Below are 14,454 nucleotides of genomic sequence, written 5' to 3' on the forward strand. Positions count from 1 at the left end.
GTTATTTATTATGCAAATCACCTGATAAAGCTTCTTATGGGTATGCGAATATAGATAAGTCAAGCAAGATATGCCTCCCCGGCATAACAGGTAAGATTGCATAGTAGTTTTGTCGTGTTTTATTTTGTGTTTGTGTTGTGACGGTGCTGCGATGTGAATCGAGGTGCCGTTTTTTTGTTATAACCGCTTTGGGGTTATAACCAGGGATTATCCGACATAATAAAATTCTGTGATTCAGTCTGCCGGAAAATGTCTTCCTTTGCAAAAAAGAAATAATTAAGTATCACTTAAATCAAATCATTTATGTTCAATGAAAAGAGAAGCAGCATGCTGCACGGTGTCCTGTTGATAGCATTATTTTCTTGTGCTGCATTTTATATTGGCGAGATGTCTTTTGTAAGAAGTATTTCTTTCAGTCCGATGATTGTCGGTATCATTTTGGGTATGCTTTATGCCAATAGTCTGCGAAACCACCTTCCGGAAACGTGGGTGCCGGGTATCCAGTTTTGCTCGAAGAAGATTCTGCGTATCGGTATCATTTTATATGGTTTCAGATTGACTTTTCAGGATGTGATGGCTATCGGGTTGCCGGCTATGCTGATCGATGTGATTATTGTGGCTGTGACTATTTGTGGCGGCATCTATCTTGGTAAGCTGCTGAAGATGGACCGTGGAATCGCATTGCTTACTTCCATCGGAAGTGGAATTTGTGGAGCCGCCGCTATTCTGGGGGCTGAATCGACCATCAAGGCAAAGCCATATAAAACGGCTGTGTCCGTGTCTACTGTCGTGATTTTCGGTACTATTTCCATGTTTCTGTATCCTTTCTTGTACCGGAACGGACTTTGTGCACTGACTCCCGATCAGATGGGGATTTATACGGGGGCTACTCTGCATGAGGTTGCCCATGTAGTAGGTGCCGGAGACGCGATGGGAAACGGTATTTCGGATTCTGCCATCATAGTGAAAATGATTCGTGTGATGATGTTGGTTCCTGTGCTTCTGATTACTACCTATCTGGTGGCGAGAGCGCGGAAAAGACAAGTGCAGAAAGGACAGAAGTTTCAGAAGATTGCGGTGCCCTGGTTTGCAATAGGCTTTATGGGTGTCATCGCTTTCAATTCTTTTGATTTGCTTCCTGCGCAGTTGGTGGCAGGTATTAACACACTGGATACCTTTTTGCTGACAATGGCTATGACGGCACTCGGGACAGAAACAAGCATCGATAAATTCAGAAAGGCCGGAGCCAAACCTTTCGTACTGGCTCTTTTACTTTATGTGTGGCTGGTAGTCGGCGGATATTTCCTTGTGAAGTATCTCACTCCTTATCTGATGTAGGAGAAATCATCAGATGTAAGGGAAAAACGTCTCCTTGCAAAATACTTATTATCACTTTCACCGCAAATTGTACAATCTTAGACGGATAAATTAAGTGTCAGTCACTGAGAACTTCCCATTTTATCTGTATGATAGATACAATTTGTGGCGAAAGTGATGCGTTTCATCCGGGCAGGCTATATTTATCGCTTTTCTTTCGGATAGTTAGGACCGTAAAGCATCGTTTTTTTGCGGACAACCAATTGACCGTCTTTCACAAATTCCTCTCCCCGTTCACTGAGGTGGCGGATCATTTCTGCACGCATGCCTGCCAGCAGCTTTTTATATTTCTTGTCGTTCACAGCATTATGCAGTTCTTTAGGATCTTTGGCAAGGTCAAACAATTGCTCTTCACCTGTATAGAAGTACCAGATATATTTAATCTTTCCGTCGGTCAAGGCACACCAATAGTTGCCATCACTGTAGCAAGTGGCATGTTCCAGATCAATGTATTTGCGCCATTCCGTTTCTGTGCCTTTAGCCAAAGATAGCAGAGAGCGTCCGTCTATGTCGGTGGGAACGGAGGTTCCCGCTATTTCGAGGAAAGTTGGCAGCAGGTCACGAAGTTCTACGGGATTATCCACCTTACCGGGAACGACTTGCGCTTTGGCTGGCCATTTAATAATATAAGGTATGTGCGTAGATCCTTCATACGGGTAAGTCTTCCGCCAGTGGTAGTGATCTCCCATCATATCTCCATGATCGGAAACGAAAATGATAAGGGAATTATCATACATCCCCTTGTCTTTTAAGGTCTGGAGGACACGCCCTATCTGTTCGTCTATGAAAGTGATGTTGGCATAATAATAGCGTTTGGAGTGACGTGCATATTCATTTCCGAAGTTGCCGTAGGGAGCATCTTTGGCTGCTTTTTCGGGGTCCAGTTCTTTAGCGTATTTCCCACACCAGTCACCAATGACGGGATCGGGAACCTGTGCATCCTTATACATGTCGAGAAAGCGTTGAGGCGGGTCGTACGGGCTGTGGGGACGGGCGAAGGAAACTTTCAGAAATAAAGGCTGATTGCCGTTATCATAATTCTGTATCATCTGACAAGCCATTTCACCGGTCCAATAAGTAGGGTGCAGACTTTCTTTCAGTTTATAGGTAGCTGCTCCGTGATCGTTCCATCCGATTCCGGTTTCATCCGGGTTCTTTCCCGGTGCTTGTATTTGAAACCATAAGCGATAGTCACTGATGAAATTCGGATCTTCCCGGCGTCCGCTTTCATCCAGCAGCGTTCCTTCGAAACCGTGTTTGATTCGTTGCGGATGCCAGTGCATTTTTCCGATACCGAAGGTATAATATCCAGCATCTTTCAGCATCTGAGGCATTTCGTGGTTGTACTTGGGGGCAACTTTGCCATATCCTAACAAGCCATGATGCCAGGGAGACTGTCCGGTCAACAGTCCGGCACGGGCAGGGGTACTGCTGGGACACGAAGAATATCCGTTCATAAACAACGTTCCTTCGCTTGCCAAAGCGTCCAGATGGGGGGAGATTACAGATTCATTACCCATGCATCCCATGGCGTCGCCACGTTGCTGATCGGTCATAATTAAGATAATGTGCGGTTGGTTTTGTGCATAGGCCAAAGATGAGCACAATCCGGCCGTGACGGCAAATGTACATTTCAGGTTAATCATATTTTCAGGTTTTTCATAATGTAATACTGCAAAGGTATAAAGTTTTATCTATTTTGCGTGAAAGCATTTCTGCTTTTTATATGAAAAAAGAAACTGTTTCAGAAACAGGTGGGGGCACCTGTACTGAAACAGTCTCTTTTATTATAGGTAATCGCCTATAACTTATAAAGGCATATTTCCATGTTTTTTAGGCGGATTCGTCTGCATCTTGTTCTCTGTCATTTCCAGTGCCTGGATCAGACGTTTGCGGGTTTGTCTCGGATAGATGATTTCATCGATGAATCCTAGTTCGGCAGCTTGGTAGGGAGTGGCAAACTTTTCCTTGTAGGCTTCCAGTTCTTTATCTTTTGTCTCTGCATCCGCTTTGCGGAACAGGATGTTTACCGCACCTTCCGCACCCATGACTGCGATTTCCGCACTCGGATAAGCGAAGTTCACATCTGCACCTGTCTGTTTGGAGTTCATCACAATATACGCGCCACCGTATGCCTTGCGGGTAATGACTGTCAGTTTGGGAACGGTAGCTTCGGCAAACGCATAAACGATTTTAGCACCGTGGCGGATGATACCGTTGTTCTCCTGCGTATATCCGGGAAGAAATCCCGGCACATCTTCGAAAGTAATCAACGGAATGTTGAAACAGTCGCAGAAACGGATGAAGCGGCTTGCCTTGTCGCTGGCGTCAATGTCGAGAACACCGGCAAGGTAGGCCGGCTGATTGGCGACAATACCAACCGAACGGCCTGCCAGACGTGCAAAACCGATGATGATATTCTTTGCGAAGTTAGTCATTACTTCGAAGAAATAGCCGTTATCTACTACCCGTTCGATGATATCCTTCATGTCGTATGGTACATTCGGGTCTGCGGGGACGATGGTGTCGAGTACGGCATCTTCACGGTTGGTCTCGTCAGTACAGTTCTGCTTTTTCGTTTCGTCCATATTATTCTGAGGCAAGAAGGAAAGTAGTTCGCGAATGCTCATCAACAGTTCTTCTTCGGTATTGCACATAAAGTGAGTGACACCGCTTTTGCTGCTGTGTGTCATGGCACCGCCCAGTTCTTCTTTGCTTACCTCTTCGTGAATCACAGTCTTTACCACATCCGGACCTGTCACAAACATGTGACTCTTTTCTTTCACCATAAAGATGAAGTCGGTGAGGGCAGGAGAGTAGCAGGCGCCTCCGGCACACGGACCAAGAATAGCCGAAATCTGAGGAATCACCCCGCTTGCCATTGTGTTCTGATAGAAAATGTCCGCATAGCCGGAAAGGCTTTCAATTCCTTCCTGAATACGTGCACCTCCGGAATCATTCAGCGCAATTATCGGAGCACCGTTCTTCAATGCCAGTTGCTGCACTTTCACAATCTTTTTCGCGTTCGAAGCAGACAGTGAACCTCCGTAGACTGTAAAGTCGTAGGCATAAACAAATACCTGGCGCCCGTCAATCTTTCCGTAACCGGATACGATGCCGTCTCCCGGAATCTTGTTTTTGTCCATGCCATAGTTGGTGCAGCGGTGAACCATCAACTTGTCCAGTTCAACAAAAGTACCTTTGTCGAGCAGCATTTCGATGCGTTCGCGGGCAGTCATCTTTCCGCTTTCGTGTTGCTTTTCAATCTTTTCCACGCCCCCACCGAGGGAAGCGATGCGGTCACGTTCCTGGAACGTGGCGTATGCTTTATTTATTTCTTCCATGATGCAATCCGTTTTTAGTATTATACAATCGGCTCTAATGTTATTAATGTCTGGTCACCGGTGATGTTGTCGCCTTCCTGAACCAGAATTTCCTTGATGCGGCAATCTGAAGTCACTTTGTAGTTGCTCTGCATTTTCATGGCTTCGATGACGATGACGGTATCTCCCGTTTTCATTTCCTGTCCTGCCGTAACAGGGATTTTCACCACCTTTCCCGGCATTGGGGAAGTGATGCGGTCGTTCTGTTCGTCTTCGCCTTTCTTGCGCATACGCAGATACTTTGCCTGGCTGTCCACGATTTCAACATTGAAACTGCTATAATGCGTATTTACCTTATAGCTTTTACCGTTTTCGCGGCGAATCAGTTGTGCGTTTGCGCTGCGACCGTCCATCAGAATATTGCAGGTGCCATTTTCGGCCATCACAACATCTGCTTCAAACGGTTTTCCGTCAATGGTAAGTACCACTTTATTGTCTTCCTTGCTGACGAGCTCTATTTCCGCTACGCGGTCTCCTATATGAATTTCCATAATTGAATGCTGTTTTTAGTTTAGATACGAAGTACACCTTTGTGCAAACCGAATTCTTTCCATTTGCTGATGGGACGGTTGTCCGTTGCGTCACCTCTGTTTTCTTCAAGATTCATCAGATAATCCATGTAGGCAGCAATCATGGCAATGTTTTCGGCACGTTCGCTGGTGCGCATGATGCATTGTTGCAGATGCTCGCCGTTCTTGGTGATAAAGCCTGTGTCGTAATGGCCTTCCACAAAGTCCGGAGTGTCCATGATGGCACGCAGGTAGCTGATGTTGTTCTTTACCCCTGTCAGTTTATACTCATGGAGTACGCGGCGCATCCGTTCGATGGCATATTCGCGGTTAGTAGCCCATACGATCAGTTTGCCGATCATCGGGTCATAATAGATCGGGATTTCATATCCTTCGTAAACGTAACTGTCGATACGAACACCGATTCCGTTCGGTTCTGTAATCTGCTTGATGATTCCCGGGCTCGGCATGAAGTTCATTTCCGTGTCTTCGGCACAAATACGGCATTCGATGGCATGGCCGCGTTGTTGGATATCTTTCTGTTTCAGCTGGAGCACTTGTCCGTCGGCAACTTTGATCTGCTCTTTCACCAAGTCCACTCCGACCACTTCTTCCGTTATCGGATGTTCTACTTGCAGACGGGTGTTCATTTCGAGGAAGTAATAATTGCGATGCTTGTCGACCAAGAACTCAATCGTGCCTGCACCGATATAGTTGACCGCTTTGGCCGCGGCTACCGCCTTTTCACCCATATCTTTACGCAGTTCGGGAGTCACGAAAACCGATGGCGTCTCTTCCACAATCTTCTGGTTGCGGCGCTGTACGGAACATTCGCGTTCGCACAGGTGAATCACGTTTCCGTGTTTGTCACCCAGAATCTGAAATTCAATGTGATGAGGTTCCTCCACGAACTTCTCCAGGTAAACGGTATCGTCGCCAAAAGAAGAAAGTGACTCGCTCTTGGCAGTTGTATAAGCCTCTTCCACCTCTTCCGCACTGTGGATAAGGCGCATACCTTTTCCGCCGCCGCCCATAGATGCTTTCAGCATCACCGGATAACCGATCTTGTTGCAGAGTTCTACGGCTTCTTCCACACTTTTCAGATTCTCCTGTGTGCCGGGAACGACAGGGACCCCTGCCTCGATCATTTTAATACGGGCGGATATCTTGTCGCCCATTGCCTCCATCGTTTCGGGGTCCGGTCCGATAAAAATAATATTTTCTTCCTGACAGCGTCGGGCGAAAGTCGCGTTTTCGGACAGGAAACCATATCCCGGATGAATAGCGTCAGCATGGCATTCCTTTGCCACTTCGATGATTTTTTCTATATTCAGATAACTCTCTTTGGATGCTGCCGGTCCTACGCAATAAGCTTCGTCTGCATAGAGCACGTGCTTCGCGGTCCGGTCTGCTTCGGAGAAAATTGCGATACTCGTTATCTCCATCTCCCGGCAGGAGCGCATCACCCTTATGGCAATTTCACCGCGATTGGCTACTAAGATTTTTTTTATCATACTTTACTCAATTAAGTACATACTTATTTAATGCCTTCCCATCTTCACAGACATAGTCCATCCGACAGAAACACAGTATTTTCTTGATTTGGGGCTTAACAAATGATGTTCTTTCTCCTAACCCACGAGGCAGAAGAACGCTTTACGCGAAGTGGCAGGTCTTCTGACTGACTCTTGTCTTATAGTGCCTTCCCAAAATAACATCAGTGGCGATAAATTAGTTCATTAATAAGACATTGTATAGAGCTTCACAGCAGCGGGACTGTACGGGATTTACACCCGATTCCCTTTTAATCGTCATCCGTTGGACACGGACTCCGAACCATTTCGGGGGGCAAAGATAAATAAATATTGAATACTGTGTTCTGTTTTTGCACGAAAGTTTCAGTTTTGTGCAATGAATACTCCGGCAGATATTTCCTCTCCTTTACTTTTCCAATAGAACTAAATCTCTGTGTATTAATGTTTATGCGTTAAACCTTCCTCTTTTTGTATTGTTAAGACTCCCACTAATTAATTAAAAGGAGAATCGATATGAAAGAAAAGAAAATAGCTCGTGATACGAGAAACAGAGAGAAACTGGCGGGTGATGACTGGGTAATGGCAGAATTTTATGCAACGTGGTGTCCTCACTGCCAGCGTATGCAGCCTTTGATAAAAGAGTTCAAGAAAGAGATGGAAGGGATAGTCGAGGTAGTACAGGTGGACGTAGACGAGGAAAGTGATCTCGCTAATTTCTATACCATTGAATCCACTCCCACATTCATTCTTTTCAGAAAAGGTGAACAGCTCTGGAGACAATCCGGTGAACTGACGCTGGAAAGATTGGGAAGAGCGGTCAAAGAGTTTAAATCTTGAAAAAGTATTAATAAAAAGGGATGTTTTTCTATGAAAGTTTTAAATCGTGTTATAAAACATACTTTTTTATTTGGATAATTTGCTAATAACACAGAAGTACGTATCTTTGCACTGTGTTTTTCATAGTATTAGATTTAAGGTTAACAAAGGTTGGAGCAAGGCGTTGCTCCTTTTTTTATGCCCGTACCCCGGCTTTCTGTTCAGAGCGGTCTTTATTTCGCCAGCCTTAGTTCGTACAGACAAGCCTGTACTTCCTCCGGACTGCCTGTATGTTTTCCCTCGTCATCCGATAGTTTGATGCATTCTCTCCATTCCTGATTGACATTCATTTTGCATTGCGTGAGTTTCATGACAATGTTGGAAGGGGCAAATCCTGTGTCATTCGTTAGATTGGTACCGATTCCGAAGGAACAGCGAATCTTCTCCTTGCAGTATTCCTGAATTTCCAGTGCCTTCGTGAAGTCGAGAGCGTTGCTAAAGACGATTGTTTTGGTAGTGGCATCAATGCCCAGTTCTTTATAGCGGGCTACCAGTTTATCAATAAAATCAAATTCATTGCCAGAATCGCAGCGTACTCCGTCGAATAGCTTGGCCTGCTTGCGGCTGAGATTGCTCAGGAATATTCCTGAAGTATAAGTGTCGGACAGCGCAATGCCCAAATCTCCGTCGTATACATTTACCCAGTTTTCGAGCGCCATATAGTTGGCGTGCTTATATCCGAACTGTGCCCCATGAAACATGAACCACTCATGCGGATGAGTTCCCATCATTTTCATGCCGTACTTCATGGCAAAGTAGCAATTGGAAGTTCCGGTACAGTATTTGGCCGTATCATTCAGACGTTTGATCACCGTCTCCTGCACGTCGATTGAGAATCTTCTCCGCGTGCCGAACTCCGAGAAGCGGAGCTGATGCTGATTGGACAATTCCACTTTCTCCGACAATTTGCAGAGTATCTCGCTCATATCGGGTATGTTGCCGAAAAACTTGTTTTTGATTTCGGATACGATGGCAAGCAGCGGTACTTCATACAGTGTGACTTTATAAAGAAAATCGCTGACTTCAATATGCAGCCGGCCCGTTGTGTCCAGATGAATATCGATCTTGTCCGGATCAAAACGGAAAGAAGACAGCCATTCCCAATAGACTCTCGGAAGAAACCGGCAATTGCGTGTCATGTATTCCAGTTCCTCTTCCGTAAGCCTCAACCGGCTGAGGTTGCTGAATTCGCTTTTGAGCGCTTCCAGAAATTCTTCGGTATATTCAGTTTCGTTTCTGTCATTGAAGCTGAAAGTACCCATTGCGTAAGGGAATAATTTGATATAAGCGTACGAGGTGGTAAACTTATAGAGGTCTGTATCCAGCAGTGTTCTTACAATCATACCGTTTATTCTTTATATGTAAAACGTCGTAAAGTTAGCATTTGTTGGACAATCCTACTGATTAATTGGCAATAATTCCTTCTTTAGTAAGTTAATCCCACTTTTAGGGTGATGGAGTGGTGAGACAGTTCTTCCTTGAATTCGGTATGGAAATATTCATCGGTCCGCTGTTTCAGCGTTTCCAGTTGCTGTATTTCATAGCTTAAGGCAATATTCATTTTTAATTTTTGAGTGAGCTTTACTTGTGCTCCTACAGACGGGGAAAGATAAAATCCGCCATTGGTTTCTTTGGCAGCCGCCAATGAGCCACCAATGTTGCATTCCAGATAGGGAGTAAGTTTCTTTGGTCGCGTCATGAAGAACTGTTTTGGAGTATGTTGAAAGAGAGGGGATGAAAAAGAGAATAAATGGACAGTACATCTGGCTTTATTAGCAAAGAGTAAGATACTTTTTGATAGCCAATCGTTCTTATGATAAAAAGCAGGATGTACTGTCCGGGGTATATTTATGATAATTCAACGGTAGGATTGTGAATGGTTAAGCCGCCGTCTACCACAATCGTCTGTCCAGTGATGTATCGTGCATCGTTGGAGGCCAGGAATGCAATGGTGGCGGCAACGTCTTCGGGTTCTCCCAAATAAGGCGTGGCGCACTGTCCCAGAAATATGTTGCGTACTTCTTCGTTCAGATTGTCCAGTGCGGCAGGGGTAAGAACCAGTCCCGGTGCTACGGCATTGCAGCGGATATTTTTCTTTCCCATTTGGGTGGCGATATATTTAGTCAGATTGATGACACCTGCTTTGCTGGCTCCGTAGAGAGTGCCATTGGCGTCGGCTGTCAGTCCGCTTATAGATGCTACGTTTACGATATTTCCGCCTCCGTGAGTGGTCATGATGGGAATGACCTGCTGAGAAAGATACATCGTGCAGCAAAGGTTCAGATGGAATACTTCGTCGAAGTAATCGATATCCAGCTTTTCAATATTCAGATCACGTTTGGGGTCGGTTCCGCCTACGTTGTTTATAAGTACGTCTATCTGACCGTATTCCTTCATGGCGAAATCAACCAGTTCTTTACAGCTTTGGAGTTCGGTAGCGGAGAAATAGATGGGACGCACGTCGGCCCCTGCTTGAGTGAGTTCGGCGGCAAGCTTGTCGGCCCTTTCCTGCGAATGATCGGCGATGACTACTTTTCCTCCTTCGGAGACGATGCGGCGTGTGGTTGCTTCGCCAATGCCACCGGCAGCACCGGTGATGACGACTACTTTGTTTTCAAATCTTTTCATATATGTTGAGAATTTGATGATTACCTTCCTCTAATTAACAGCTAATGAATGGATTTGTTGTTGCCTGTAAACTCTTATTAATAGGAATCGGCAACAGATTCGAAAACTTTTGCATCTCATCCAGTTTTATGGGTTAAATATTTAAGAAGACTGCTAAATGTTAACATGAAGTTGCTTATTTGTTAATGCGGTTCTGATTCTATTAAACCATGTTATAAGATATCCCGTTTTAGCCGGAAAATTTGGAGATGAGGCAAAAGTCCGTATCTTTGTACTGTGTTTTTCATAGTATTAGATTTAAGGTTAACAAAGATTGGCTGTCTGGGATAGATAGCCTTTTTTTTGCTCTTATGCGAAGGAATTATTTGGAGTCCGGGCGTGATTCAGAATAATGAATATTGATTGTTTCGCAGACTTTTCATTTCCCGTTCCTTCACTACATCATCTTCTGCCGGATGCCCGATCAGTAAAGGCGAATTCCTGTCATGTTTCTTAGTGTTATATTCCACACTGTTGTAATTGCCTTTGATGGCGTAACAATAGATGCATCCGTTGAGGCAACTTTCATAAGTGCCTATGTCGATACTTTCAATGCAATTGCAGACATTCCGCTGATTTTTGTCTTTTTTGGCAAGGAGGGGGTAGCCGGTGATTCTTTCGATCAGTTCTTTGTCGATACACAGTCCGGCAGGGATTCCCAAATGTCTCAGATCAACTTTGGAGGTGCAGGTATCCAGTTGGATAGCAGGATATTCGTTGATGGTATTCCTGAAAGAGACGGCTATTTCTTCAATCTCCTCTTTTCGCAACGGCTGTATGTTGAACTGGCCGACTGCGGTGCGGATATGCTGGTAATGGTCAATAAATCCCAGCATACACTTTTCGGTATGGTCTTTAAGTCCGTAGGCAATTTGGGCGAATGCCTCCTTATGGAAAGAAACGTCATATTCCTCGTTAGTCAGTATCGGGTCATAGCGCCAGATCACTTTCTCTTTTCCTATTTTATCCGAAAGGCGTTTGAATATGTCTATTCGTTTGTCGATAGACGGCAGATTATTTTCTAATTTCTCTCCGTAAGGATTGAGGGTGAACTGAAAGTAGTATTTGTAGTCTTGCAGATGATCCAGTTTATCAATCATCGGAGCAGGATTCTTGGTCCAGAACACGATGCAATCTACCACAGCAGGATGTAAGCTGACCTTGCTGATCATTTTAGGATTAAAAGGATTGGGAACTAACACGTATCCTTCTTTAATCCGGTTGAAGAACCATTGCGAATAGAATGCCGGAATATCTGTCCGGCGGCTGGCGCTAATTATCATATTTCAAAGTTACGGTAAAATTGGTTGTATTGCAATAATTCCGTGATGAAAAATAATCAATAGAACGGATGGATGGGAGAATAGAGCATACTGATAAAGGTTTAATAAGAGATGAGAGGAAAAAGCGGACTTAGTTGCTTTTTCAAGAATCTCTTTAAGCAGGAACTGTGAATGAATATGTTAAATGTTAACATGAAAAGTCTGAAATGTTAATGCGCTTCCGAGAATATTAAACCGTGTTATATTATCGTCCGATTCGGCTCTGAAATTTGCTATTTACTTGAAAGGTGGTATATTTGTACTGTGTTTTTTTCATAAGTATTAGATTTAAGGTTAACAAAAGATTGGTTGCTCGTGATGAGTAGCCATTTTTTGTTTTTATACGTCGATAATTGTTTATTCTTTAATCATCGTTAATAGCATCTTGAATTTTTCCACCGTTGTAAGTGTATGTGATACCTATTGTTTGTACATAACAAAAATCGTTTTTTATTGTTATAGTACGGAAAGTAACTAATAAGGAGAACATTATGAAAAAGAAATTTTTATTGTTTGGAGCACTGGTCGGTGCTTTGCTGTTGTCTTCCTGTTCGGGAGGAAGTAAAAAGCAGACTGTATCCTCGGAAAGTACGGAGGAATTGGATGATGCCAGTAAGGTGATCAATTATTATCATATGTCGCTCGCTGTATTGAGGCATGTGGCTAATGCGAAAGATATAAACGCTGTGTTGGGGTACATGGAACAGACTGGGAAAGTGCCTGAAGTTGAACCGATTGCACCTCTGGAAATAGCTGCCCGTGATACAGCGGAATTGTTGGACCCGGGAGACTATTTTAATCCTGAAGTCCGTCAGAATCTAAAGCAGAATTATGCCGGATTGTTTAATGTGCGGACACAGTTCTATGATAACTTCAATAAATTTCTTGCTTATAAGAAGTCGAAAGATACAGCAAAAACGGCTCAGCTTCTGGACGAAAACTATAAGTTGAGCGTAGAACTGTCCGAGTATAAGCAAGTGATTTTTGATATCCTAAGTCCTTTGACCGAACAAGCGGAGAGTGAACTTTTGGCTGATGAGCCGTTGAAAGATCAGATAATGGCGATGCGCAAGATGTCAGGCACGGTGCAGAGCATAATGAATTTGTATTCCCGCAAACATGCAATGGACGGAGTACGGATTGATTTGAAAATGGCGGAACTGGAGAAGGAACTGAAGGCTGCGGAAAAAATTCCGGCTGTTACCGGTTATGATGAAGAACTGAAGAATTTTCAGAGTTTCCTCTCTACCGTTAAGTCCTTTATGAATGATATGCAGAAGGCAAGAAGTAAAGGCGCATATTCGGACAAAGAATATCAGGCGATGTCAGAAGCCTATGAATACGGGCTTTCTGTTATTTGAAAATAAATACGGTTTTTGGTAGGGCTGTCTCGTGATTCTATAATGGGGCAGCTTCTTTTTTGTCAGAATGTCTCTTTTTTACAATACAGATTCAAAGAGACTCTCTACTTTTGCTTCCATAATTAAAAAAGTGATATCTTTGCCATATGCAGTCATTTCAGATTATAAAGCCCGTTCCTGTGCTATCGCCTTACATCCGCCATTATTGGATATTGCAGGATGATGCAGCAGTTTCTGTTTCCGAACGGACTTTCCCCATCGGTTGTATGCAGCTTGTTTTTCATAAAGGGAAACAGCTCTTCCTGCAGAATGATTTAAAGTTGCAGCCACAGTCTTTTATTTGCGGACAGTCGATCGGATTCTCCGATGTGTTGTCGACGGGTAGGATAGAGATGATTACGGTTGTTTTTCAACCTTATGCAGCGAAAGCCTTGCTCCACATTCCCGTTCACTTGTTTCATGGGAAAGATGTAGCGATGGATGAAGTGGAAGATGTCGAACTATCGGATTTGGCGAAGCAAGTCACTGATACTTCTGATAATATAGTCTGTATTCGTCTGATAGAGCAGTTTTTTCTTCGTCGTTTATATGCTTTTTCCGAGTATAATCTGAAGAGGATGTCTGCTGTCTTTCAGGAAATCAATCTTCAACCACAGATAAATATTCCTCAATTGTCGGAGGCGGCTTGTTTGAGTAGCAAGCAGTTCGGACGTGTTTTTGCCGATCATGTCGGTACGACTCCCAAGGAATATCTTCGTATTGTGCGTATGCAACGTGCTTTATTTCTGTTGCAACAGGATGTGACTTTGCCTTTTGTACAAGTGGCCTATGAATGTGGATACTCCGATCAGTCCCACATGATCAAGGAATTCAAACTATTTTCCGGTTATACGCCTGCAGAATATCTTTCTGTTTGTGCTCCTTATTCTGATTACTTCTCGGAATTTTGAAAATGTCTTTTTTTTCCTATCAGAGCTTTGTGGCATCCCTTACTTTTGCAGTGTCTTTGCAAAGGCTCAATAGTAACCATAAAAAAAGAACGAAATGAAAAAGTTTATTGCATTTTTTGAGATTCCTACAGTTGATTTTCACCGGGCTGTCGATTTTTATGAAACAGTGTTTGGGGTACAGCTTCCGGTTTTTGAATGTGAAGAGGAGAAGATGGCGTGTTTCACAGAAGAAGGTGAAACGGTCGGAGCTATTTTTCATGCTCCCGATTATCTTCCTTCGGAAAAAGGAGTGATTATCTCTTTTAATTGTGAAGACATCGATCAGACATTGGAAAAAGTCCTTCGGAAAGGTGGAAAAATCATGATGCCCAAGACGAAAATCGAAGTAGAGGGCAGAGGCTGGTTTGCCTTGTTTGCGGATAGCGAGGGAAACAGGGTAGGGCTTTACGCTGATAAATAACAGGTAAAAGAGAG

General features: G+C 43.9%; 13 protein-coding genes and 1 riboswitch. Of the genes, 5 read left to right on the plus strand and 8 right to left on the minus strand.

Translation table 11 applies throughout. The features are described from left to right. Nucleotides 1–303 precede the first annotated feature (303 nt). The gene (locus DW640_RS07995; protein WP_022470621.1) at nucleotides 304–1,338 is read left to right on the plus strand and encodes a YeiH family protein; all 1,035 of its coding nucleotides are present in this window, start codon (nucleotides 304–306) and stop codon (nucleotides 1,336–1,338) included. A gap of 182 nt (nucleotides 1,339–1,520) precedes the next feature. On the opposite strand, the gene DW640_RS08000 is transcribed toward DW640_RS07995, so the two are convergent. The 4 genes from DW640_RS08000 to accC all read right to left on the minus strand — a co-directional run bounded on the left by DW640_RS08000 (nucleotide 1,521) and on the right by accC (nucleotide 6,783). Then, complete coding sequence (locus DW640_RS08000) at nucleotides 1,521–3,023, minus strand: arylsulfatase (RefSeq protein WP_074856247.1); 1,503 nt, start codon at nucleotides 3,021–3,023, stop codon at nucleotides 1,521–1,523. 162 nt (nucleotides 3,024–3,185) lie between these two features. Beyond that, nucleotides 3,186–4,721, minus strand: coding sequence for an acyl-CoA carboxylase subunit beta (locus DW640_RS08005; RefSeq protein ID WP_113748213.1), 1,536 nt, complete (start codon nucleotides 4,719–4,721; stop codon nucleotides 3,186–3,188). A gap of 20 nt (nucleotides 4,722–4,741) precedes the next feature. Next, nucleotides 4,742–5,251 (minus strand): acetyl-CoA carboxylase biotin carboxyl carrier protein subunit, encoded by a 510-nt coding sequence (locus tag DW640_RS08010; protein WP_008761156.1) that lies wholly within the window; start codon nucleotides 5,249–5,251, stop codon nucleotides 4,742–4,744. Nucleotides 5,252–5,271: 20 nt separating this feature from the next. Then, a complete protein-coding gene (accC, locus tag DW640_RS08015; protein WP_008761157.1) occupies nucleotides 5,272–6,783 on the minus strand; it encodes an acetyl-CoA carboxylase biotin carboxylase subunit in 1,512 nt (503 codons plus the stop codon). A gap of 135 nt (nucleotides 6,784–6,918) precedes the next feature. After that, nucleotides 6,919–7,125, minus strand: a riboswitch (cobalamin riboswitch). A gap of 192 nt (nucleotides 7,126–7,317) precedes the next feature. Here accC and DW640_RS08020 point away from each other — a divergent pair. Continuing rightward, nucleotides 7,318–7,641 carry a thioredoxin family protein gene (locus tag DW640_RS08020; RefSeq protein WP_008761158.1) on the plus strand — a complete coding sequence of 108 codons (324 nt, stop codon included), beginning with the start codon at nucleotides 7,318–7,320 and terminating at the stop codon, nucleotides 7,639–7,641. Nucleotides 7,642–7,853: 212 nt separating this feature from the next. Here the strand turns inward: DW640_RS08020 and pncB are convergent, their stop codons facing one another. From pncB to DW640_RS08045, 4 genes are all read right to left on the minus strand, one after another. Continuing rightward, on the minus strand, nucleotides 7,854–9,023 hold the full coding sequence (gene pncB, locus DW640_RS08030) for a nicotinate phosphoribosyltransferase (RefSeq protein ID WP_016269635.1): 1,170 nt from the start codon (nucleotides 9,021–9,023) through the stop codon (nucleotides 7,854–7,856). Nucleotides 9,024–9,106: 83 nt separating this feature from the next. Then, nucleotides 9,107–9,379: a hypothetical protein gene (locus tag DW640_RS08035; RefSeq protein ID WP_176702621.1), complete on the minus strand. Its 273-nt coding sequence runs from the start codon at nucleotides 9,377–9,379 to the stop codon at nucleotides 9,107–9,109. 149 nt (nucleotides 9,380–9,528) lie between these two features. Beyond that, nucleotides 9,529–10,308: an SDR family NAD(P)-dependent oxidoreductase gene (locus DW640_RS08040; RefSeq protein WP_008761163.1), complete on the minus strand. Its 780-nt coding sequence runs from the start codon at nucleotides 10,306–10,308 to the stop codon at nucleotides 9,529–9,531. Nucleotides 10,309–10,691: 383 nt separating this feature from the next. Then, complete coding sequence (locus DW640_RS08045) at nucleotides 10,692–11,630, minus strand: DUF1848 domain-containing protein (RefSeq protein ID WP_008766262.1); 939 nt, start codon at nucleotides 11,628–11,630, stop codon at nucleotides 10,692–10,694. Nucleotides 11,631–12,160: 530 nt separating this feature from the next. Here DW640_RS08045 and DW640_RS08055 point away from each other — a divergent pair. The 3 genes from DW640_RS08055 (at nucleotide 12,161) to DW640_RS08065 (ending at nucleotide 14,440) form a co-directional block, all read left to right on the plus strand. Continuing rightward, entirely contained in the window at nucleotides 12,161–13,030 is an 870-nt protein-coding gene (locus DW640_RS08055) for a hypothetical protein (RefSeq protein ID WP_117577794.1), read from the plus strand. Nucleotides 13,031–13,176: 146 nt separating this feature from the next. After that, nucleotides 13,177–13,980, plus strand: coding sequence for a helix-turn-helix domain-containing protein (locus DW640_RS08060; RefSeq protein WP_048692083.1), 804 nt, complete (start codon nucleotides 13,177–13,179; stop codon nucleotides 13,978–13,980). A 94-nt stretch (nucleotides 13,981–14,074) separates the two neighbouring features. Further along, complete coding sequence (locus tag DW640_RS08065; protein WP_011108047.1) at nucleotides 14,075–14,440, plus strand: VOC family protein; 366 nt, start codon at nucleotides 14,075–14,077, stop codon at nucleotides 14,438–14,440. Nucleotides 14,441–14,454 lie beyond the last annotated feature (14 nt).

Origin of the sequence: Bacteroides sp. AM23-12, from assembly GCF_003434395.1 — a bacterium.
In the GTDB taxonomy this organism is placed as follows: domain Bacteria; phylum Bacteroidota; class Bacteroidia; order Bacteroidales; family Bacteroidaceae; genus Bacteroides; species Bacteroides thetaiotaomicron.

Coding starts and splice junctions, on each gene's coding strand:
- DW640_RS07995 (WP_022470621.1), top strand. CDS start 304: ATGTTCAATGAAAAGAGAAGCAGCATGCTGCACGGTGTCCTGTTGATA.
- DW640_RS08000 (WP_074856247.1), bottom strand. CDS start 3,023: ATGATTAACCTGAAATGTACATTTGCCGTCACGGCCGGATTGTGCTCA.
- DW640_RS08005 (WP_113748213.1), bottom strand. CDS start 4,721: ATGGAAGAAATAAATAAAGCATACGCCACGTTCCAGGAACGTGACCGC.
- DW640_RS08010 (WP_008761156.1), bottom strand. CDS start 5,251: ATGGAAATTCATATAGGAGACCGCGTAGCGGAAATAGAGCTCGTCAGC.
- accC (WP_008761157.1), bottom strand. CDS start 6,783: ATGATAAAAAAAATCTTAGTAGCCAATCGCGGTGAAATTGCCATAAGG.
- DW640_RS08020 (WP_008761158.1), top strand. CDS start 7,318: ATGAAAGAAAAGAAAATAGCTCGTGATACGAGAAACAGAGAGAAACTG.
- pncB (WP_016269635.1), bottom strand. CDS start 9,023: ATGATTGTAAGAACACTGCTGGATACAGACCTCTATAAGTTTACCACC.
- DW640_RS08035 (WP_176702621.1), bottom strand. CDS start 9,379: ATGACGCGACCAAAGAAACTTACTCCCTATCTGGAATGCAACATTGGT.
- DW640_RS08040 (WP_008761163.1), bottom strand. CDS start 10,308: ATGAAAAGATTTGAAAACAAAGTAGTCGTCATCACCGGTGCTGCCGGT.
- DW640_RS08045 (WP_008766262.1), bottom strand. CDS start 11,630: ATGATAATTAGCGCCAGCCGCCGGACAGATATTCCGGCATTCTATTCG.
- DW640_RS08055 (WP_117577794.1), top strand. CDS start 12,161: ATGAAAAAGAAATTTTTATTGTTTGGAGCACTGGTCGGTGCTTTGCTG.
- DW640_RS08060 (WP_048692083.1), top strand. CDS start 13,177: ATGCAGTCATTTCAGATTATAAAGCCCGTTCCTGTGCTATCGCCTTAC.
- DW640_RS08065 (WP_011108047.1), top strand. CDS start 14,075: ATGAAAAAGTTTATTGCATTTTTTGAGATTCCTACAGTTGATTTTCAC.